A 20,162-nucleotide genomic window follows, 5' to 3' on the forward strand; every position below is an offset into this window, starting at 1 on the left:
CTGATGGAGAGTGCGTGATGTCTGCCCCAAAAATTACTTTTATCGGCGCCGGTTCGACGGTGTTCGTCAAAAATATTCTCGGTGATGTTTTCCAGCGCCCGGCGCTGAAATCGGCGCATATCGCGCTGATGGATATCGATGAAACCCGGCTGGAAGAGTCGCATATCGTGGTGCGCAAGCTGATGGATTCCGTGGGCGCGAACGGCGAAATCAGCTGCCACCGCGACCGGAAAACCGCCCTGCAGGGCGCCGATTTTGTCGTCGTTGCCTTCCAGATTGGCGGCTATGAGCCCTGTACCGTCACCGATTTTGCAGTCTGCAAGCGCCACGGCCTGGAGCAGACCATTGCCGATACGCTGGGGCCGGGAGGCATTATGCGCGCGCTGCGCACCATCCCGCACCTGTGGGCTATCTGCGACGATATGAGCGAGGTCTGCCCGGACGCCACCATGCTTAACTACGTCAACCCGATGGCGATGAACACCTGGGCGATGTACGCCCGCTACCCGCATATCAAGCAGGTTGGCCTGTGCCACTCGGTGCAAGGCACAGCGGAAGAGCTGGCGCGCGACCTCGATCTCGATCCGGCGGATTTACGCTACCGCTGCGCGGGGATTAACCATATGGCGTTCTATCTGTCGCTGGAGAAAAAGCTCGCGGACGGCAGCTACGTCAGTATCTACCCCGACCTGCTACAGGCCTACGCCGACGGGCGGGCGCCGAAACCGAACCTGCACGGCAACCCGCGCTGCGAAAACATCGTCCGCTATGAAATGCTCAAAAAGCTGGGCTACTTCGTCACCGAGTCCTCGGAGCATTTCGCGGAATACACGCCATGGTTTATCAAGCCGGGCCGCGATGACCTTCTCGCTCGCTATAAAGTGCCGCTGGATGAATACCCTAAACGCTGCGTCGAGCAACTGGCCAACTGGCATCAGGAGCTGGAGAGCTATAAGCGCGGGGAGCGCATTGAGGTGAAACCCTCCCGCGAATATGCCAGCACCATCATGAACGCCATCTGGACCGGCGAGCCAAGCGTGGTGTACGGCAACGTGCGCAACGATAATCTCATCGACAACCTGCCTCAGGGCTGCTGTGTGGAAGTGGCCTGCCTGGTGGACGCCAACGGCATCCAGCCGACCAAAGTGGGCGCGCTGCCGGCGCATCTGGCGGCGCTGATGCAGACCAATATCAACGTGCAGACGCTGCTCACGGAGGCGATCCTCACTGAAAATCGCGATTACGTCTATTACGCCACGATGATGGATCCGCACACCGCCGCGGTGTTGGGGATCGAAGAGATCTACGCGCTGGTGGACGATCTGATCGCCAGCCACGGCGACTGGCTGCCGGCCTGGCTGCACCGTTAATCCTCTTATGCCGCCGGGGGCAACGAACCCGGCGGTGCCTGTCACGCTCTATCAAACGCTGAAGGAGGCGCTGGCGACAGCGACCTGGACCCTATGAGTATTTCAATGACAACAAAGCTCAGCTACGGATTTGGTGCCTTTGGTAAAGATTTCGCTATCGGTATCGTCTACATGTACCTGATGTATTACTACACCGATATTGTTGGCTTATCGGTTGGGGTGGTCGGCACCTTGTTCCTGGTGGCAAGGATCCTCGATGCGATAGCCGATCCGATTATGGGATGGATCGTTAACTGTACGCGATCGCGATGGGGGAAGTTCAAACCGTGGATCCTGATCGGCACGATAACCAACTCGGTGGTGCTGTATATGCTGTTCAGCGCCCACCACTTCAGCGGCGGGGCGCTGCTGGCGTGGGTGTGGCTAACCTACCTGCTGTGGGGCTTCACCTACACCATCATGGATGTGCCGTTCTGGTCGTTGGTGCCGACCATTACCCTCGATAAACGCGAACGCGAGCAGCTGGTGCCTTACCCGCGCTTTTTCGCCAGTCTGGCGGGATTTGTCACGGCCGGCGTCACGCTGCCGTTCGTCAACGCCGTCGGCGGCGCCGATCGCGGTTTCGGTTTTCAGATGTTCACTCTGGTGCTGATCGCCTTCTTCGTCGTTTCCACCCTCGTCACCCTGCGCAACGTGCATGAGGTTTACTCCTCCGACAGTGGTGTGAGCGAAGACTCCAGCCACCTCTCACTGCGCCAGATGGTGGCGCTGATCTATAAAAACGATCAGCTGGCCTGCCTGTTAGGCATGGCGCTGGCCTATAACACGGCGGCGAACATTATCGCTGGCTTTGCGATTTACTACTTTACCTACGTGATTGGCAGCGCGGAGATGTTCCCGTATTACATGTCCTACGCCGGGGCGGCGAATTTGCTGACGCTGATCCTGTTCCCACGACTGGTAAAAGGGCTATCGCGGCGCATTCTGTGGGCGGGTGCTTCGATCATGCCGGTGCTGGGCTGCGGCGTGCTGTTGCTGATGGCGCTGGGCGGCGTTTACAACATCGCGCTGATTTCGCTGGCCGGGGTGCTGTTGAATATCGGCACCGCGCTGTTCTGGGTGCTGCAGGTTATTATGGTGGCCGATACCGTCGACTATGGCGAATATACGATGAATATCCGCTGCGAAAGCATCGCCTATTCCGTTCAAACGCTGGTAGTCAAAGCCGGTTCGGCGTTTGCGGCCTGGTTTATCGCCATCGTGCTGGGTATCATCGGTTACGTGCCGAATGTTGTGCAGTCGTCCCACACGCTGCTGGGGATGCAGGCGATTATGATTGCGCTGCCGACGCTCTTTTTTGCTCTGACGCTGTTTCTCTATTTCCGTTATTACAAACTGAATGGCGATATGCTGCGACGGATTCAGATTCACCTGCTGGATAAATATCGCCGGGTACCGGAAAATGACGTCGAGCCGGAACGGCCGATTGTGGTACCCAATCAGGTGTAAAAAGCGTGCGAAAACCGCTGACGAAAGAGGGGAGGGATGCTCTCTTTTTGAGCAAAAAACAGTGTCTTAAAAAGACAGAAAGAGAAAACTGTAGTTCTCTATTTTATCTCAATTATTTCTCTTTTTGAGCGTTCTGGACTGTTTGTTTCTCCGATTGTTCTCAAATAAAACTCAGAATTGTCTCTTTTTCGTGCTCTTGCGCTGCTTTTTAACTCTTGCTACTCTTTTTGGGTCTTACATTTTTCTCTTATTTGTCTCAGTGATGGAGCAATGCAATGCGCATTTTTATCGATGATGGTTCAACCAATATCAAAATGCTGTGGGAGCAAGATGGCGAAACTTTCACCCATATCAGCCCCAACAGTTTTAAACGCGGCTGGTCTGCCACCTTCGGTTCGGGGAAGCCTTTTAACTACACGGTGGATGATGAAAAGTACTCATTCGACCTGATCACTCCCGATGCGCTCCCAACCAATAACATTGACTGGCAATATAGCCCGTTGAACTCCATCGCTGTCCATCATGCGCTGCTGACCAGCGGTCTTGAGCCACAGGATGTTGAAATTGTGGTCACCCTGCCGCTGACCGAATTTTATGATGAAGATGCGCAATATCGCCTCGACAATATTGAGCGCAAGAAAAAGAGCCTGCTGCGCGAAGTTAAACTGAATAAAGGCGTGGTGTTCAATATCACTAAAGTTACCGTGCGCCCGGAATCGATTCCGGCGGGCATTAGCCTGTGTGATGAGCTGAAACCGTCGCATTCGGTGCTGATTATCGACCTTGGCGGCACCACGCTGGATATTTCAATGGTCGCCGGGCAGATGACCTCGGTTTCGCGCATTTACGGCGACCCGAAGCTGGGCGTATCGCTGGTGACCGACGCCGTTAAGCTGGCGCTGGCCCGGGCGAATACCGACACCTCTAGCTATAACGTCGACCAGATAATCATCAACCGCCACGACGAAGAATACCTGACCGACAACATCAACGATCCGGATGCGGTTTCTGAGGTGAAGAAGGTGATCAATAACAGTATCGAACGTCTGACCACGCGTGTCCTGACGGCCATCGATAGCTTTAAAGGCTATTCGCACGCGATCGTCATTGGCGGCGGCGCGCCGCTGGTTGCCGACGCCATTCGTGAACGGATGGGTCTGCGCGAGGATCGTTTCGTGGTGGCTGAAGAGCCGCAGTTTGCCCTGGTGCGTGGTCTGAAAATTATTGGTTAAGGAGCGTCTATGACTCTGGATCGCAGAAAAGTGCTGATTTACCTGCGCCCGGATATCAGCGCCAGCGAGCGCTTCGCGGACGCAAAAATTGAGGCCCATCACCGTGGCGACCGCGGCGATATGTCGCGTACCGCGCTGCTGGCGGGGCTGGCGTTAGGGGAAGTCGATAGCCGCTTACCGTCGATGCTGGCGGCGCTGCTGGCGGAAGATACTAAACCGGAAACGCTGCGTAAGATGCTGGCCTCGTTCCTTGAGATCCAGCCGGCCTCTCCCGCTCCGGTAGCCGAGCCAGCGGCCGCTCCGGCTAAGGCGCCGGAGCCGCCCGCGCCGGTGAGCGAGAGCGTCTCCGCGCGTAATCTCGCCGGTTCGTTACCGGATTAAGCGCTATTCCCGGTTTGCGCGACCCGGGAAACTCCCCGGCTTGCGCTGCGCTTAGTTTGTAGGCCGGGTAAGGCGTAGCCGCCACCCGGCATACAGACGGCTCCCAGGCTGGGGCCATGCCCGGCGGCGCTACGCTTGCGCGGCCTACGGATCCAGTGCAATGGTGGGCTCCAGTGCCGTTTGTATGCCGGGTATGGCGTAGCCGCCATTCGGCAAACAGGCGGCTCCCTGGCTGTAGCCATGCCCGGCGGCGCTACGCTTGCGCGGGCCTACGGATCCAGTTCAATGGTGGGCTCCAGTGCCGTTTGTAGGCCGGGTAAGCCGTAGCCGCCACCCGGCATACAGGCGGCTCCCTGGCTGAGGCCATGCCCGGCGGCGCTACGCTTGCGCGGGCCTACGGATCCAGTGCAATGGTGGGCCCAGTGCCGTTTGTATGCCGGGTATGGCGTAGCCGCCATTCGGCAAACAGGCGGCTCCCTGGCTGTAGCCATGCCCGGCGGCGCTACGCTTGCGCGGGCCTACAAATCCAGTGCAATGGGTGGGCTCGATGTCATTTGTAGGCCGGGTAAGGCGTAGCCGCCACCCGGCGCGAAGACGGAACGCCACGACCCGGGATGGCACCCCTATCCGTGGGCGAGGAAGCGCGCCAGGCGCTGCTGCAGCAGGCGATTTTCGCGGGTCAGCCGCGCGTTCTCATCCAGCAGGGTCAGCGCCACCGCAATTCCCGGCCAGTCCAGCTCCAGCTCGTTACGCAGGCGTACCGCGCGATGCACGATCGTCACCGCGCTGTCGTCGAACAGCCAGGTGTCCGCCTGCGGCTGGTGTGGCTCAATCATCCCTAAGCCGACGATCTCCGTCAGCTCCTCTTCCGACACCCCGGTACGCAGGCACAATTCGGTAATGGTAAACGTCACTGTTACTGTAGCCATCAGGCTTTCCCCCATGTCTTACGCGGATCGAAGCTGGCTTCGGCGGCGGCCAATTGTTGCCAGAGCTCACGCGCTTTTTCATCTGGTTTTGGCGGCATCACTATTTTAATAACGGCGAACAAATCGCCGGTGTGGGTTTTGCTCACGAGTCCTTTCCCTTTGATACGCAGTCGCTGCCCTGCCTTACTGCCCGGCGGCACCGTCAGCAGAATGCTCTCTTTCAGGGTGGGCACCGTCACTTTCGCGCCCAGCGCGGCCTCCCATGGCGCCAGCGGCAGGACGATCTCCAGGTTATGACCGACAATATCGAATAGCGGATGCGGGGCGATGTGGATAACCAGCCACAGATCGCCGTTCGGGCCGCCATTCTCCCCCGGCGTCCCCTGGCCTTTCAGGCGGATACGCTGACCATCGACTACCCCGGCGGGGATCTTCACATTCAGCGTTTTCGGTGTTTCGCTTTCGATCATGCCAAACACGTTGTACACCGGCAGGTTATAGCTGATGGTGCGCGTCTGCTCGGCCAGCGTCTCTTCAAGGAACACCGCCACTTCGATCTCCAGATCGTGGCCGCGCGCCGCGTGTTGACGACGACGCTGATGCGCCTGCTGGCCAAACATGGAGGAGAAGATGTCGTCGAAATCTTGCTGACTGTAGCTCTGCTCGTGGGTCTGTCGCTGGCGACCGAAGCCGGGATCGTTGCGATGCTGCCAGAGCTGATCGTATTCGGCGCGCCGTTGCTCATCTTTCAGGACTTCCCAGGCTTCGGCGAGATCCTTAAATTTGGCTTCGGCATCGTTTTCTTTACTGACGTCGGGGTGATATTTGCGCGCCAGGCGGCGGTAGGCGGTCTTGATGGTTTTCAGATCGTCGGTTGGCTGCACCCCGAGAATGGCATAATAATCCTTCAATTCCATGATTTTATCTCATCTATGCTCAGTGCGGTGGTTACATATTCCCTGGAACAGGCGTCAGTATAAAGCGTAGGGCAAATGCGCCCTGACGGGGAAGAAAAGTGGCGGAAACTTGACGCCGTCGGGGTAGACGGCGCCGTGGATAAGATTAGTCTTTCGCCTGCGGCCGTGGGCGGCGGCGCCATCCGGTGAATAGCACCAGCAGCGCGCCGACGGCGCCAGCCAGGCGCGCGGTGCCCTCGCCGGCGCTGGGAAACAGCTGGCGAATGGTAGGGTCGCTGACCAGCATTGACCCGGCAATCCAGCCGATGAGCATCCCGCCCAGCAGCACCACCGCGGGAAAGCGGGTGAGCAGGACCAGCACCAGCTTGCTGCCGGCGACAATAACCGGAATGCTGATCGCCACGCCGAGGGCGACCAGCGCAATGTGCCCTTTCCCCGCAGCAGCTACCGCCAGTACGTTATCCAGCGACATAATCACATCGGCAACAGTGATGGTGATCGCGGTGCGCCACAGGCTGCCAGAGCTGCTAACCTCGCTCTCTTCTTCCTCATTCCTGACCAGCTTGATGCCAATCCACAGCAGGAGCAGGGCGCCGACTATTTTCAGCCACGGCAGCGACAGGAGATACAAAGCGATCGCCAGCAGCAGAACGCGCGCCAGGATGGCGCCCACGGTACCGATGATGATCGCTTTGGTGCGTTTCTGCGGCGGCAGTTTGCGGCAGGCCATGGCGATCACCACGGCATTGTCGCCACCCAGCAGTAAGTCGATGGCGACAATCTGCAGCATAATCACTGCCATGTCCCATTGTTGAAGAAATGCATACATATCGAGAGAAACCACCTGAAAAAAGAGCAAGAAAAACCGCTGCGCAGGGTACTCCGCCTGGGCCGCGTTGACCACTGGCGCAGACCTGCGCTATCGCGCGGGAAAGAGAGAGCCTGAAAAATAAAGTTACGAATCAAGGTGCCGTTGGGCAAGGCTTCGGCGAAAAAGGGTGATATTTTGTCACCCAGACTCACCTGCCGTTCACTTATCGCAAGGATCCCCACTATGTCTGGCCACAAGAAATACCTCTCTGTCGCCCTGCTGAGCGCTGTCTTACTGCCGGCGATGGCCTCTGCCGCTGACGCGCCGGCGACTTTCACCCCGGAACAGGAGGCGAAAATCGGCAAAATCGCCGCCGACTATCTGGTCGCCCACCCGGAAGTCCTGCTGCAGGCGAGCCAGAAACTGCAGCAAATTCAGGCTGAGCAGCAGGCCAGCGCGGCCACTCAGGCGGTGCTGAAGAACGCCGCCGTGTTGACCCAGGATAAAAATACCCCGACCTACGGCCCGGCCAACGGCAAAGTCACGGTGATCGAATTCTTCGACTACCAGTGCGTCTACTGCAGCCGTCTGGCGCCGGTGATGGAGCAGGTGATTAAAGCGCACCCGCAGACCCGCTTCGCCTTCAAAGAGTGGCCGATTTTCGGCGGCCGCTGGGAAAGCTCGCTGGAGGCGGCAAAAACCGGCCTGCAGATCTATCAACAGAAAGGGGCGGATGCCTATCTGGCCTACCATAACGGGATTTACGCTACCGGCCATAACGAAGGCAAGCTGACGACGGCGGATATCCAGCAGCAGGCGAAGAAAGCCGGCTTTGATGCGAAGAAGGCCGCCGACGTCGAACCGGTGCTGCAGAGCATTAACGATCTGGCGCAGGAGATTGGTCTGAGCGGCACGCCGGGCGTGATCGTGATGCCGACCACCGGCGCCACGGAAGCCAGCATCACCGTCTTCCCGGGGCTGGCAGACAAAGCCTCGCTGGAAGCCGCCATCAAAAAAGCCGGCGGCTAATCCCCGGCGTATTACCTGTCCAGGCCGCCGACGGCGGCCTTGCTCTCATGCGTCATCGCTCTCTTCCTGCGGCGGCGGTAACGCGTGGCTTTTTAAATCAATAATCTGCCCGATTTGATCGTGGTAAACGGTGAGCAAATTATAGCGGCTCATCTCCGAGATAATCTGCGGCGCGACGTTAAAGCTGCTCGCCAGCTCATCGTCGCGCAGAGCGAGCACCGCGGTATGACGCCGGGTATGGGCGCGGCGCCGGTTGTAGTGATACCAGAGGATCAACAGCCAGCCGTTCAGCGCGGCAATCAGCAGATACACCAGCGCCGTATTCAGGGAGTCCATCAGCGATTCCCAGCGCGGAGAGGGCGGCGCGATGAACTGCATCAGCAAATTGGCGTACAGAAAGAACAGAAAACCGAGCCAGGCCAGCAGCGTTAAGCCGGCGTCGACCAGCCGGGGCAGCACCCGATGTTCGGTTAAGATGAGCGTATTTTCATTCATCACAGGCTTCCTTTTCCCCGGTCCGGACTCACCCAGCGCGCGCGGGAACGTTGACGTTTCACCATCACTTTCGGAAAAGCGACCAGCGTGGTCAGCAGGCCGATCATCCAGTAGACCATCGGGAACCAGATCACCCAGAACAGCGATTTGGCGACCTTTTTCTCATAGCGCCGCTCGATATACAGGCTGGCGACGAACTGCAGCAGGCACATCAGGCCGAGCAGCATGCCGGTGAATTCCGGTGGAAACAGGCTATGCACCGCCAGATTGTCAGGCAGCGGCATCAGGCGGCTGAGGATAAACAGCAGAATGGTGATCGCGTAGGCAAAGGCCCACAGCGTGGAGCAGGCATACTCCAGAAACAGCGGCCACATCCGGTGATGCTGCCAGTGAAACAGGCGGCGCAGATTGACCAGAAAGACTTCGGCGCCGCCCTGGGCCCAGCGCAGACGCTGCTTCCATAACCCTTTGAGGGTCTCCGGCATCAGGATCCAGCACAGCGCTCGCGGCTCGAAAAAGATGTCCCAGTGGCGGAGCTGAAGCTTCCAGCTGATATCAATATCTTCAGTGATCATATCCGGGCTCCAGTAGCCGACGTCCGCCAGCGCCTGGCGCCGGAAGGCGGCGATTACGCCGGAGACGGTAAAGATCCGGCCATAGATCCGCTGCGTCCGTTTGATAAGCCCAATGATCGACGAGAACTCCCCAACCTGAATGCGGCCGATCAGCGTGGATCGGGTGCGGATCCGCGGATTGCCGGTGACCGCCCCGACGTGCGGATAATGGATCAACGGCGCGACCAGCCAGGCCGCGGTATCCCGGTCCAGCAGGGCGTCGCCATCGATGCAGACCAGCAGATCGCCGCGGGCGGCGGCGGCGCCCGCTTTGAGCGCCACCGCTTTTCCCTGATTGGCGGCCAGATGGATCACCCGCAGCCTCGGCTCCTCCTGCGCCAGCTGCTGGAGCACCTGGGCGGTGTTGTCCGAAGAGCCGTCGTTAATCGCGATCACTTCAAGATTGGCGTAACGCTGGGCCAGCGCTGCGCTGATGGTTTCCCGGGCGTTTTTCTCCTCGTTAAAGCAGGGGATCAGGATCGAGATCAGTGGATTGCCCGGCAGCGTCGGCGGCGGGGTATCCTCCCCCCACGGCCAGTGACGTTCCAGCTGAAACCAGAAGTAGAGACCCCCGGTGATCCACAACACTGACATAAACAGCGGCCAGAAAAAGACAAAGTCGAGGATAAGCTCGCCGGTAAATACCGCTGCGACACCTAACGGCAGCCCGAATACGAGGCATAAAATGCACAATGCGATAATGCGATCAGTCATGGTCAGGGTACCACCAGGAAGAAAATTGCGGCCTGATACGAGAGATATCAGGCTGGTTGTTAATAAAATCGTCAGGGTAGTAGCCGTAGTTTTTGACGCCGTTCAGCCGCAGCAAACGCATCCAGTCCGCCAGCTGCTGGTCGGGAATGGCGTTTTGCTGGCGTCGATTCCAGTCTCTGGCCTGCAGTTCAAAGATGGTTTTCTTCAGCGCGCCCGGGTGGCGGGCGACGGCCTGAACCAGCCGCGTCAGCCAGGCCTGGCTGGCGTCGATCGGCACGGACTCCATCAGCGGCATCGCCATGGGGACCGTCCAGTCATAGGCGGCAAGGAAGTCATCCAGATTCTGCGCAAACCAGGCTTCGCTTTGCGGCTCCAGGATCGGCAGGGCGAAGAGATTACGCGCCGTTTTCACCTGCGGGCCGCGGATGGCCTGCACTGCCTGGCGTAGATCCAGAGTGAAGCGGGTCAGGGTTTGGCTTTTGAAACGCATCCATGCCTGGCGCTCTTGCGGACGTTGGGGCACCGGGTCTGCATCGTGCGCCATACCCGTCTGCCGCCAGGCGGCGACCGCCTCCGGGCTCACGTCTTCAAAATCGGTCAGCACGGCGTCGTCGTGAAACAGGATCCCGCTGAAGCTGGCGTGTCGGGCCAGATCTTCGTAGATGTCGGTGATCTGCTGGCGAACCCGGGGATCCCAGGGCGACAGACGGACGTACGGCTGGCGGGCAAGTAACGCCTTCCCGGTTTGCGGATCCCAGCGCTGAACGCGCGGCAGGTCTGAGGCAAGATCGAAGGCCAGCACCGGCATCCAGGCATAAACCTTCACATTGCCGCGGGTCTGCAACTGCCAGGAGACGAAGTTAAACAGGTCGGCGCGCATCGGCAGCCAGCGGTTGGGGAAATAGAGTGACTTGACCGTGCCGTCGCCCTGCGGGTCGGAGAAGGCCTGCAGAAAGACGTGGCTGATTTTCATGTCATAGACGCGCTGCACCAGCTTATCGATATTCTTTGCCTGCTGGACGGGATTGGGGTCATAGACATAGTCCAGATCCACATGCATCACCCGAACAGGATCGGCTTCCTGAATCTGGGTCACGGCGCTGGCAAAGGCCTTGAGCGACGGGTTACCGGCGATCAGCAGGCGTGGAATATTGTCCAGATCCTTCACGTTGCCCAGGCCGTCGTTCAGCGTAAACGCCAGCTGATACCCTTGCTGTTTGGCGATAGTCAGGGTGCTGCCGCTGGCGGCGCCGTAGGGCCACACCCAGGCGCGCGGCGTTTTCCCGGCAACCTCATGGATTTTCGCCGTCACTTTCTGCACGTCATCGGTCATTCGCCGGGTAAACTGCGCGTCGCTTTCATAGCGGCCGGTGGTTTTATCCCAGCCGCGGTTGGCGGCGGCAGGCTCGCGGCTGCCCTGCGGATTGGCCGGCAGACCGTAGTGCGAGGCCCAGGTGTGAGCGCCGATCTCCACCAGCGGCGAGCGGCTGAGCTCGCGCACCATCTCCCAGGTAGCGAAGCGCTCGCGCGGCGTCATCAGGCCGCCAAAATTAACGGGCTGTCCAGCGGGAGTGTCCACCCAACTGCCCACCGGCGCCCACAGCGCCGGGACGTTCCAGGCTTTAAGCAGCGGCCATACGCGGGTGTAAAAGCTGCTGTAACCATCGTCAAAACTGAGGAGAAAAGCCTTGGGCGGCAGCGACTTTAAGCCATAATGCGCATCGAGAATGTCCTGAACGCTAATCGCATGGTAGCCGTTATGCAGCAGCCAGGCGATCTGCTCATTGAGTGCGCTGGTGCGCACCGAAAGATAACGCTGGTCGGCGGCATCGTCTTCGACGTCATGGTAGGCCAGCACCAGAAAGCGATCCGCCGGCCAGGGTTGATTGGCCTCCAGTTGGGGGCGCTGCTGCGGGGCGAGGAAGGGGACTTCCTCAGCACGCACGCTGAAGATAAGGCACAGCCAGATGAGAAGCATCAGGCCGTTGCGCAGGGTCGTGTTCAGCATGGTCATCCTTAAAACCGTATATTTGCATCAAGAGTGATGGCGAGGTTGTTTTCACGTTTGCCGTCGTAGGGGCGCTTATCCCAGTTCAGCATCAGCCCGGTGTCGACGACGTTGTTCCAGCGCAGGCGCTGCCCGTAACCCAGCACCGTGATCGCCCCGGCGGCGTGATTTTTTTGCCAGTAGCTGCCGCCGCCGGCGAGTAACTGCTGGCTCCAGACGGTGTCATAGCGCTGGTAAAGCGTGTGATCGACGGCCAGCGCCGCGGTGGCGGCGAGGTCCCGTGCCGGACTGTAGTAGGCGGTGTCGGTGCGGCTATTGGCGCTGGCCGACAGACCGGGCTGCAAATCCAGCGTTAACCATGGGGTTTGCCAGAGGCGTTCTTTACCGGAGAGGGTGTACTCCTGGCGGCGGTTGCGATCGGTAAACCGGCTGGCGGCCGCGCTGAAGCGGTACTCCCGGCGTTCGTTTGGAGACCAGCGCAGCCAGCCTTCGCCGCGGTTGGCGCTGACGCCGTTGCGTAACGCGCGCAGCGGCGTCTGCTGCGAAATCCGCTCCAGTTCGCCGCCCAGCTGCCAGCGATCGCTAACGTCATGGGCGGCGGAAAGGCGGACGCCGGGCTTGTTCTCGCCGTGAAAATTGACGCTGGAGAGCTCAAGCTCGCCCCAGTAGTCGCGCGGACGCCATTCAATACCGGCAAACAGCTGGCGACGGCTGCCTTTCCCCTCTTCAAAATTGCCTTCAGCGAAGCGGTGCCCGCCGAACAACCGCCAGCTGTCGGCTAGCGGCGGGCTGTAGATCGCCGTCTCAAAACTGAGGTCGTGCGTGCCGCTCACCGGGTTGTCGGAATGCAGCCCTTTGCCAACGCTCAGGCGCAGCTCGGAGAGATGATGGAGCTCGCGCGCTCTGGCCAGGCGCTGGGTGTTCAGATCCCGTGGCGAGCGGGCGACGACGTCGTCAGTCAGCAGATCCATTTGCCGCCACTCCTGCAGATCGAGGGCGACCCAGGCCTGCTGGCGCTCCAGCTGCAGGCTGGTGGGTTCCAGAGATTCCGCCGCTTTTAGCTGGCGTTCGGCTGCCCGTGGCAATCCTCTCTCCTGCAGAAGGGCGGCATAGTCTATCTGCAGGCCCTGGTTTCCAGGGGCCGTCGCCGCCAGGCGCTGCATTCGGGCTTCGGCCTGCGGCAGGTCGTTGGTAGCCGCTAAATAGTGCACGTTAAGCGACTGTGCGGTGAGCCAGTCGTCGTTCGGCTGCGGCGTTGGCGAGCCGTAGAGACGACGGATGTAGGGCGCATTCCTGGTGAGGCGGGCAACATACCGTTGCGCCGCCGGGTACTGACCGGTGTCCAGCAGAGCGTAGAAAAGCTCGTGTTCCTCATTCTGTTGGCTTGTCAGCCACGAAGGATGCTGGTGGATAAGCGTCAGCGCAGGCTCAATTTGCTTAAGGGCGATAAAAGAGGAGATGACCCAGCCGATGGCCCAGTCGGGAACGGTCTGCTGCTGGGCGATCAGGCTTTGGTATTCGCGGATGACCTGCGCGTACTCGGCGCTGGCGTACAGTGCGCCCAGACGATCAATACGCGCCCGGATGATGTCGGGCGCAGCCTGTGGGTCGGGGTGCCAGGCGGCGATCATCGCGTCATACTGCGTGAGCGCCGTGCGGGCCAGCGCGTAACGCGCCTTTTCTTCGCGGGAAGGGGTATCGGCAAGGCGCACCAGTTCGGCGGCGGCGTTCAGCTGCAAGTTACGCTTTTCCGCAGGCGTCAGTTCGACGCTATTCGCCAGGCCGAGAGCAGGGGAATCAATCCGGTTGCGGGTCAGGGTCGCCATCAGGCTGGCCAGCGCGGTTTTGTTTTGCGGTTCACGATCGAGGATCTGCGTGTCCACCAACAGCTGGTCCCAGCTTTTGCCCAGCCGCAGGTAGACATAGGAGAGCGTCTGCAGGTGCGCAACGCTCGCCTGCTCCGCCACCAGGCGACGCGCTTCGCTGAGCGCCTCGCCGTCCTTGCGGGCATCGGCGAGCGTTTTGATATAGCCGATACGATAGTCGTCGCTGCCAGGGGCCTGGCTGAGCGCCTGCTGCCAGAGGGTGAGCGAGGTTTGCCACTGCTTCTGGTTGCGCAGGGCCTGCGCCGCGGCGGCGGTGCCCCGTGCGGGAAGCGGCATATAGACCTGGTAGCGTCGCCAGACTTTCACCACTTCATCGTCCTGACCGGCCCAGAGGGCCACCTGCAGCCAGTCCGCCACCTGAGAAGGGGTTAAGGCATGCCGCAGCTGGTACTGCTGAAGGTAACTGAGAAAGGGGGCGTACTGACCTTGGCGCGCTTGCAAGATTTGCTGGTCATAGAGCGAATCCGCTCCCTGAACCAGCGCCGGGAAGAGCAAAAGCAAGCCGATTGATAGCGAGAGTTTCGTGTTGCGATTAAACAATAACGTATTTGAATAAGGTGATCTTTCCATTTCTATTTGCCATATGTTCATCAAGAATCCATTGCACAACACGACCGTCCTTTGACGGTGAGTTAAAGGATGAGGATGGTCCCTTTAGCTGACTGGCACTGCAGGTGAATGACCTATTGCAAACTAATAAACATATCTCCTGTTGATAAATGAATGGGTAATTTATACCCGATACGGCAACCGATAAATATGGATAAATTATGGTCTGCGTTTTAAGATAATTCTGTAAAATCGACTTCATTCGAACGGAAGTGTTCAAGTTGATTTCTTTAACCTACTGATATAAATAAAAAAGAAAGTCAGGTGGAATTTTGTTTCAAAATGGCGGTGTGACTTATATTTAGTTGGGGTTAGAGTTTTTTAGGCAATATTTAAGATGATTTCTGACAAAAATTCTCAATAGCAAAAAAAGCATCTTTTCTGTGGATTTTTTTTATTTATAATCAATCTGTTTATTTCCTGTCAGAACGCAAGGAGGGTTTTCACAGCCAGATTCAGATGCCGCGCTAATGATAAATCACAGGTCTCGTTATTTTCACCGCCATGCGAAGCGTTCCATAGGGGGAGGGAAAACGTCTGGTTGACGAGAATTTGTTGATTAAATGTTAAAGGGACGATTTGTGGCAACTTTAATGATATTGGTTACCCAAGATTACTATCTTTTTCAAGGTGTTAAGAATTTTTTTCCTGATATCATTCAGTTAGATTCTAGCGGAAAAGCGATTTTAGATAATGAGGTTGATGAAGTCTCTCTGCTGGTTGATAGCCGCTCGCCGCTTTGCCATTACGATTATCTCGTGCTGGCAGCGGCGAAATCCAGAAAGCGAATATGTTGTATCGTCCTCGATATGCGCCATCGGGAAGAGCATTTACTGAGCCTGAAATCGTTTTTAAACATGTCATTATCACCCGCGGATATGGCGACATTATTTGGCCTTTTTCTGGAGATGAATAGCAAGCGTCTGACCAAAGAGTGGTTTGACGATCTGCGCTTAAGTTTGTCTGAACAGTTAATGTTACGTTTACTCATGGCGGGGATGACCATGGAGGAGGTGGCCGTCAATCTCAATACGTCACTAAAAAGCCTTTACCGCAAGCGTACTGCGCTTTATGAGCGTTTGGGGTTAGATAATTTTAATGAAGCTTGCTTATTTATCTTTCGAAATAAGCTGCTGGAGCAGACCGAACGTTCGTTATGAAGCTTCGCTGTACAGAGAATGGATGTTATCGCAAGGTATTTGTTGACGAAAATCTAATAAATTAAATAGATATTGATAGGTACAACCGTCGATACCCGGCGGTATCGATGATGGCATTCGGCATATAATTCCGGAGCTCTTTGGAAGTATTTACCGCCAATGCGGTTTGCTATGCACAGCGATTATTATAATGAATATATTCCTTGCGCCGCACAGGAATAGTTTTGTCATAAATTAACACTACCATGGTATTCCGACTCACGCGTCGGAATACCATGAGATATCGTGAAAGCATCAGAGGAGCGAGGTGGATGAGAATAAGGGACAGTATTGCTGAGCGGTTAGAGGCATGCGGGCTCTACCGTCGGGCGGCATCCAGATGGATTGAGGTGATGCAGCGTTGTCTGGACGATGAGGACCGAGAGTGGATCCGTCACCATCGCAATCAGTGTCTGAAAAAGGCGCAACGTCCGCCGGCGCCGAAAGAGGAGTTTGCCGACCTCCACCAGGCGGCGAAAGAGACTCAATATCGTATGGGCATTGCGAAGCCCTATGGCGAAGCATTCAGACTGCCCGGCAAAGGGAAAACGGCCGCCGAGTAATGCCTTTCTTCACGACGTTTGCCTGACGGCTTCGCCTTATCCGGCCTACGAGTCCTCTGCTGGTTCAAACAGCGTAGGCCCGCGCAAGCGCAGCGCCGCCGGGCGATACACATCAGACGCCGTACCCGCGGTTGTGCCGGATGGCGGCATAAATGCCTTATCCGGCCTGCGGGTCCTCCACAGGTTCAAACAGCGTAGGCCCGCGCAAGCGCAGCGCCGCCGGGCGATACACATCAGACACCGTACCCGCGGTTGTGCCGGATGGCGGCATAAATTCCTTATCCGGCCTACGGGTCCTCTGCTGATTCAAACAGCGCCGGCCCGCGCAAGCGCAGCGCCGCCGGGCGATACACATCAGACACCGTACCCGCGGTTGTGGCGGATGGCGGCATAAATGCCTTATCCGGCCTACGGGTCCTCCAGAGGTTCAAACAGCGTAGGCCCGCGCAAGCGCAGCGCCGCCGGGCGATACACATCAGATACCGTACCCGCGGTTGTGCCGGATGGCGGCATAAATGCCTTATCCGGCCTACGAGTCCTCTGCTGATTCAAACAGCGCAGGCCCGTGCAAGCGCAGCGCCGCCGGGCGATACACATCAGACACCGTACCCGCGGTTGTGCCGGATGGCGGCATAAATGCCTTATCCGGCCTACGAGTCCTCTGCTGATTCAAACAGCGTAGGCCCGCGCAAGCGCAGCGCCGCCGGGCAGCGGGTGATAGAACGGAGTTCGATGAAGAGTCCGGATGCAGAAAAGCAAAAACCCGCCTTTTGGGCGGGTTCTTTAAATAGTGGTGCCCGGACTCGGACTAACGCCGCAGGCGTTGAACAGCGCGCTTGCCGCGCTGGCCCCGAAGGGGTGAGCCGCTGTGCGGCGAATAATCGAACGGAGTGCGATGAAGAGTCCGGATGAAGAAAAGCAAAAACCCGCCTTTTGGGCGGGTTCTTTAAATAGTGGTGCCCGGACTCGGAATCGAACCAAGGACACGGGGATTTTCAATCCCCTGCTCTACCGACTGAGCTATCCGGGCAACGGGGCGCATTAAACCGTAATCCGCCCACCCCGTCAACCAAATTTCTTAAATTACTTATCGATTGCTTATCTTTGCGGCAATTCTGCGTTCAAAGGCGCGTTTTGGCTTAACTTCACTGCATGCCGTTATCGCCCTCGCGGGTTTTCCAGCCGCTGGTAATGGCGATAACGTGGCGTAGTCCGGAGATGAGATAATCGCCAATGACCTCCTCGTCCTCACGCGGCGAGCTCAGGGTAATTTCCGCATCCACGCCGTGGCGATAGGCGCCATGATGGCTGAAAATGGTGCCGATATAACACTTCCCGTTCAGCCAGACCGGAATATAGGCCACCGTCTCATAGATATAGTTAACGGCGACGCCGCTGTAGTAGTTATCCGCCTCGTCAGCGGAGGTGCCCGGCGGGATGGGGCAGATCGGCGCGTCGTTGTCGCTGGCGGGTCTGTCTTTCAGCAGGCTGCCCTGCATTACCTCCAGCGAGCGCAGCAGGTCCGCTTTATCGCCGTCGCTCAGGCTGGGGGTCAGCGGCTGGTCTTTCTCCGGGGAGCGGATGCTGTTCAGCGTATAGCGATAGCGAACCGTCACCGCGGGCGTCTGGCTGGTGGTGCTGAACGGGCGTAGCAGGTAGAGGTTATCTTCGCCAAACTGGCCGTTGTACCACAGGGCATACACCTGGCCGTTGATTTTGACCCAGTGGTTCCACTGGTTAGCCCCGCGGCCATTAATGGAAAAGAGGGCGCCGGGCACCCCGGCATCGAAATCATCACCATTATCACTGTCGCTGCCGTTGACGGCGGCAAAATCATCATCACCTCGCTTGAGCACCCCGGTGTAGCTGAAGAGCCCGGTGCCGCCCACGTAGCTGTCGATGATCAGGTCGCGTTTGCCGTCGCCGTCGAGGTCGATAAGGGTAAAGCTGACTTTGCCGTTTTCTGAATCCGCGCTAATCGAGGAGCGCAGAAACGCCTGCCACTCATCATCGCTGATATCCGGGGACGGTTTACTGGTCGTGATCAGCGTATCGTCGGCGTAAGTGAGCGTGAAGTCGGTAATATGGCCGGTTAACGGAAACTGCTCGGCGATCTTATTCAGCGACAATTCTGGATCGCTTTTTTGCGCTTTCAACACTGTGTTATACAACGTGCGCAGAGCCAGGTTATCCGCCTCTTTCTGCTGCCTGGGGATCACCTGGCTGACAAAGGTCGGCAGCATCCAGGTGCCACCCGGGGTGATTTCCCGACACATACCGGTGCTGTACTTCAGGCTGGGGGTAAAGGTTTTACCATCCCAAACGCGCGTCTCGCCGGTGACGCAGTCGGCCATGCCCCGTTCTTTGTGCAAAAAGACGATAGCGCCGTCGGCGTAGCTGGAGGCCTCGGTAGTGAGCAGCCGCGGTTTGCTCAACTGGGCGTTATCGACCAGCCACAGAGCGTAACCGTCGTTATAGGGCGCTCGCCAGCAGAGCGCCTGCGCCAGAGAATGGGTTTTATCCAGCGCGGTCAGCGTGATCTGGCGATCTGCCGCCGGAATGGCCTGATTCTGCCAGTCGTCGCAGCGCTGGTTCAGCAGCGGCGTCAGGATGGGCAGCAGTTTCTGGCGCTGAAGCATACTCAACGGCACTGGCTGCGCGTTATGGAGAACCGGGGCGGCGATAATTTCCGGGGCGGGAGTGGCTGGCAAAATGGCATCGTCGCCGGCATCGCCTTTATCCAGCAGCGCATCGGCGGTGCCGGTGCGTCGCTGAAACGCATCCATTTTACCCAGCACCTCGCGGCTGCCGGCGCTGGAAAGCGGCAGGTGCTGGCCGTTAAGGGTGAATTCGATTTTGCGCTGATTCGTTAACGCCTGTAGCAGGGCGGTGGTCTGATCGCTGTCGAGGCGAAAGTGGCTGTCGTCGAGAGCGTCCAGCGCGCCAAAATCCCGGTCGTCGATCAGCAGGCTGGCGGTGGAGTCGGCGGGGATATCGTGCTCGATTTGCGCAAAGGTTACCGTGGCGGTGAGGTGCTGTTCGCTGCCCGCGTTGCGGGTCAACAGCACGCTGACCTCACCCATGCGGACGCCGTAACCCGCCGCCCGGCAGGCGCCGGTATTATCGCAGGCGAGCTCCCAGTCTTTTTGTGCAAAGGAAAAACCTTGCAGGGGAGCCGCCAGCAGGGGCGTAGAGCAGAGGCCCAGCCAGGCAGCCCAGAAGAACGCGCGCATATCAATCCCTGTCAGCAATCAGTGAGGGGGAAATTATAGGCGCGACGTGGCGGTTAGGATATCAGAATCAGGTCAAGGCGCCGCCCATACGGCACTGGGCGAAGCGTAGAATATCTTCAGCCAGCCGCCGGGCGGTATCCACATCCGTCTGGCTACGTTTGACCAGCAGACGGCTCAGACAGCCCTCGACAATCAGCTCCATCTGCTTGGCGACCATTTCCGGGTCATCCACCTCCAGCTGAGTCAGCAGCTCGTGAGTGTAGGCCAGCGAAGCCTGCTTCTGCTGTTCCGCCAGCTGGTGAATGGGGTGCTGAGGATCCGGGTAGAAGGTGCAGGCGGCGATAAACAGGCAGCCCGGGTACCGCTGGTTGCTTACGCAGGTGGTGAGTGCGGCATAGCGTGCCAGCAGCTTTTGCTCTGCGCTTAAGGTCTCGTCCAGCAGGAGCTGACGACGCCAGGCATCCACCTGCTGGCTCAGATAGCGAAGCGCGTCGTACAGCAGCGCTTCGCGGTCAGGCCAGAAGCGTTTCAGGTCGCTCGTCGGGCAGGACACGCGCTCAGCGACCATCTCCAGCGACGTGTTGGCGATACCTTCAATTTCAAGAATCTTAATGGCTTCTGCCAGGACGTCTTCACGTAGCACGGTGTTCTCCTCCATCTTTC

The 20,162-nt window shown here is 58.3% G+C and carries 19 protein-coding genes and 1 tRNA gene; 9 read left to right on the forward strand and 11 right to left on the reverse strand.

The genetic code is table 11. The features are described from left to right. Nucleotides 1–17 precede the first annotated feature (17 nt). The 5 genes from KHQ23_RS25245 to KHQ23_RS25265 all read left to right on the forward strand — a co-directional run bounded on the left by KHQ23_RS25245 (nt 18) and on the right by KHQ23_RS25265 (nt 4,492). Nucleotides 18–1,370 (forward strand): alpha-glucosidase/alpha-galactosidase, encoded by a 1,353-nt coding sequence (locus tag KHQ23_RS25245; protein ID WP_004186565.1) that lies wholly within the window; start codon nt 18–20, stop codon nt 1,368–1,370. 93 nt (nt 1,371–1,463) lie between these two features. After that, nucleotides 1,464–2,879 carry a melibiose:sodium transporter MelB gene (melB, locus tag KHQ23_RS25250; RefSeq protein WP_019724884.1) on the forward strand — a complete coding sequence of 472 codons (1,416 nt, stop codon included), beginning with the start codon at nt 1,464–1,466 and terminating at the stop codon, nt 2,877–2,879. Between the two features lie 5 nt (nt 2,880–2,884). Then, nucleotides 2,885–3,007 carry a hypothetical protein gene (locus KHQ23_RS25255; RefSeq protein ID WP_004146677.1) on the forward strand — a complete coding sequence of 41 codons (123 nt, stop codon included), beginning with the start codon at nt 2,885–2,887 and terminating at the stop codon, nt 3,005–3,007. Between the two features lie 147 nt (nt 3,008–3,154). Continuing rightward, nucleotides 3,155–4,111, forward strand: coding sequence for a plasmid segregation protein ParM domain-containing protein (gene parM / locus KHQ23_RS25260; RefSeq protein ID WP_004177778.1), 957 nt, complete (start codon nt 3,155–3,157; stop codon nt 4,109–4,111). Nucleotides 4,112–4,120: 9 nt separating this feature from the next. Next, nucleotides 4,121–4,492 (forward strand): plasmid partitioning/stability family protein, encoded by a 372-nt coding sequence (locus KHQ23_RS25265; protein ID WP_032421943.1) that lies wholly within the window; start codon nt 4,121–4,123, stop codon nt 4,490–4,492. Between the two features lie 623 nt (nt 4,493–5,115). Here the strand turns inward: KHQ23_RS25265 and cbpM are convergent. Both cbpM and cbpA read right to left on the reverse strand, forming a co-directional pair. Beyond that, on the reverse strand, nt 5,116–5,421 hold the full coding sequence (cbpM, locus tag KHQ23_RS25270) for a chaperone modulator CbpM (protein WP_002885324.1): 306 nt from the start codon (nt 5,419–5,421) through the stop codon (nt 5,116–5,118). Continuing rightward, the gene (gene cbpA, locus KHQ23_RS25275) at nt 5,421–6,338 is read right to left on the reverse strand and encodes a curved DNA-binding protein (RefSeq protein ID WP_025368538.1); all 918 of its coding nucleotides are present in this window, start codon (nt 6,336–6,338) and stop codon (nt 5,421–5,423) included. The genes cbpM and cbpA overlap by 1 nt, the downstream gene beginning before the upstream one ends. A 75-nt stretch (nt 6,339–6,413) precedes the next feature. Here cbpA and KHQ23_RS25280 point away from each other — a divergent pair, with 75 nt between their 5' ends. Next, the gene (locus tag KHQ23_RS25280) at nt 6,414–6,527 is read left to right on the forward strand and encodes a hypothetical protein (protein ID WP_020316611.1); all 114 of its coding nucleotides are present in this window, start codon (nt 6,414–6,416) and stop codon (nt 6,525–6,527) included. Here the strand turns inward: KHQ23_RS25280 and KHQ23_RS25285 are convergent. Then, nucleotides 6,484–7,167 (reverse strand): TerC family protein, encoded by a 684-nt coding sequence (locus KHQ23_RS25285; RefSeq protein WP_004221988.1) that lies wholly within the window; start codon nt 7,165–7,167, stop codon nt 6,484–6,486. The genes KHQ23_RS25280 and KHQ23_RS25285 overlap by 44 nt on opposite strands. A 225-nt stretch (nt 7,168–7,392) precedes the next feature. Between KHQ23_RS25285 and KHQ23_RS25290 the strand changes: the two genes are divergently transcribed. Next, a complete protein-coding gene (locus KHQ23_RS25290) occupies nt 7,393–8,178 on the forward strand; it encodes a DsbA family protein (protein WP_002885391.1) in 786 nt (261 codons plus the stop codon). Nucleotides 8,179–8,223: 45 nt separating this feature from the next. On the opposite strand, the gene pgaD is transcribed toward KHQ23_RS25290, so the two are convergent. The 4 genes from pgaD to pgaA are packed head-to-tail and all read right to left on the reverse strand — an operon-like array spanning nt 8,224 to nt 14,465. Continuing rightward, nucleotides 8,224–8,673 (reverse strand): poly-beta-1,6-N-acetyl-D-glucosamine biosynthesis protein PgaD, encoded by a 450-nt coding sequence (gene pgaD / locus KHQ23_RS25295; protein WP_002885392.1) that lies wholly within the window; start codon nt 8,671–8,673, stop codon nt 8,224–8,226. Further along, nucleotides 8,673–10,001 carry a poly-beta-1,6-N-acetyl-D-glucosamine synthase gene (gene pgaC, locus KHQ23_RS25300; RefSeq protein ID WP_047694049.1) on the reverse strand — a complete coding sequence of 443 codons (1,329 nt, stop codon included), beginning with the start codon at nt 9,999–10,001 and terminating at the stop codon, nt 8,673–8,675. The genes pgaD and pgaC overlap by 1 nt, the downstream gene beginning before the upstream one ends. Further along, the gene (gene pgaB, locus KHQ23_RS25305) at nt 9,994–12,009 is read right to left on the reverse strand and encodes a poly-beta-1,6-N-acetyl-D-glucosamine N-deacetylase PgaB (protein ID WP_032413070.1); all 2,016 of its coding nucleotides are present in this window, start codon (nt 12,007–12,009) and stop codon (nt 9,994–9,996) included. The genes pgaC and pgaB overlap by 8 nt, the downstream gene beginning before the upstream one ends. An 8-nt stretch (nt 12,010–12,017) precedes the next feature. After that, complete coding sequence (pgaA, locus tag KHQ23_RS25310; RefSeq protein WP_074182947.1) at nt 12,018–14,465, reverse strand: poly-beta-1,6 N-acetyl-D-glucosamine export porin PgaA; 2,448 nt, start codon at nt 14,463–14,465, stop codon at nt 12,018–12,020. 632 nt (nt 14,466–15,097) lie between these two features. On the opposite strand from pgaA, the gene KHQ23_RS25315 reads away from it, so the two are divergent. Further along, nucleotides 15,098–15,664: a LuxR C-terminal-related transcriptional regulator gene (locus KHQ23_RS25315; RefSeq protein WP_002885396.1), complete on the forward strand. Its 567-nt coding sequence runs from the start codon at nt 15,098–15,100 to the stop codon at nt 15,662–15,664. On the opposite strand, the gene KHQ23_RS25320 is transcribed toward KHQ23_RS25315, so the two are convergent. Beyond that, on the reverse strand, nt 15,659–15,781 hold the full coding sequence (locus KHQ23_RS25320; protein ID WP_004146686.1) for a hypothetical protein: 123 nt from the start codon (nt 15,779–15,781) through the stop codon (nt 15,659–15,661). The genes KHQ23_RS25315 and KHQ23_RS25320 overlap by 6 nt on opposite strands. A gap of 194 nt (nt 15,782–15,975) precedes the next feature. On the opposite strand from KHQ23_RS25320, the gene KHQ23_RS25325 reads away from it, so the two are divergent. Then, nucleotides 15,976–16,266, forward strand: coding sequence for a PerC family transcriptional regulator (locus tag KHQ23_RS25325; protein WP_004153693.1), 291 nt, complete (start codon nt 15,976–15,978; stop codon nt 16,264–16,266). Nucleotides 16,267–17,220: 954 nt separating this feature from the next. Here KHQ23_RS25325 and KHQ23_RS25330 read toward each other — a convergent pair. The 3 genes from KHQ23_RS25330 to KHQ23_RS25340 form a co-directional block, all read right to left on the reverse strand. Continuing rightward, nucleotides 17,221–17,296: transfer RNA gene (locus tag KHQ23_RS25330), tRNA-Phe, on the reverse strand. Nucleotides 17,297–17,411: 115 nt separating this feature from the next. Continuing rightward, nucleotides 17,412–19,499 carry a DUF1176 domain-containing protein gene (locus tag KHQ23_RS25335; RefSeq protein ID WP_004177767.1) on the reverse strand — a complete coding sequence of 696 codons (2,088 nt, stop codon included), beginning with the start codon at nt 19,497–19,499 and terminating at the stop codon, nt 17,412–17,414. A gap of 67 nt (nt 19,500–19,566) precedes the next feature. Beyond that, nucleotides 19,567–20,157: a transcriptional regulator gene (locus tag KHQ23_RS25340; protein WP_002885410.1), complete on the reverse strand. Its 591-nt coding sequence runs from the start codon at nt 20,155–20,157 to the stop codon at nt 19,567–19,569. Nucleotides 20,158–20,162 lie beyond the last annotated feature (5 nt).

The sequence above is a fragment of the Klebsiella sp. 64 genome (genome assembly GCF_018223915.1).
In the GTDB taxonomy this organism is placed as follows: domain Bacteria; phylum Pseudomonadota; class Gammaproteobacteria; order Enterobacterales; family Enterobacteriaceae; genus Klebsiella; species Klebsiella pneumoniae.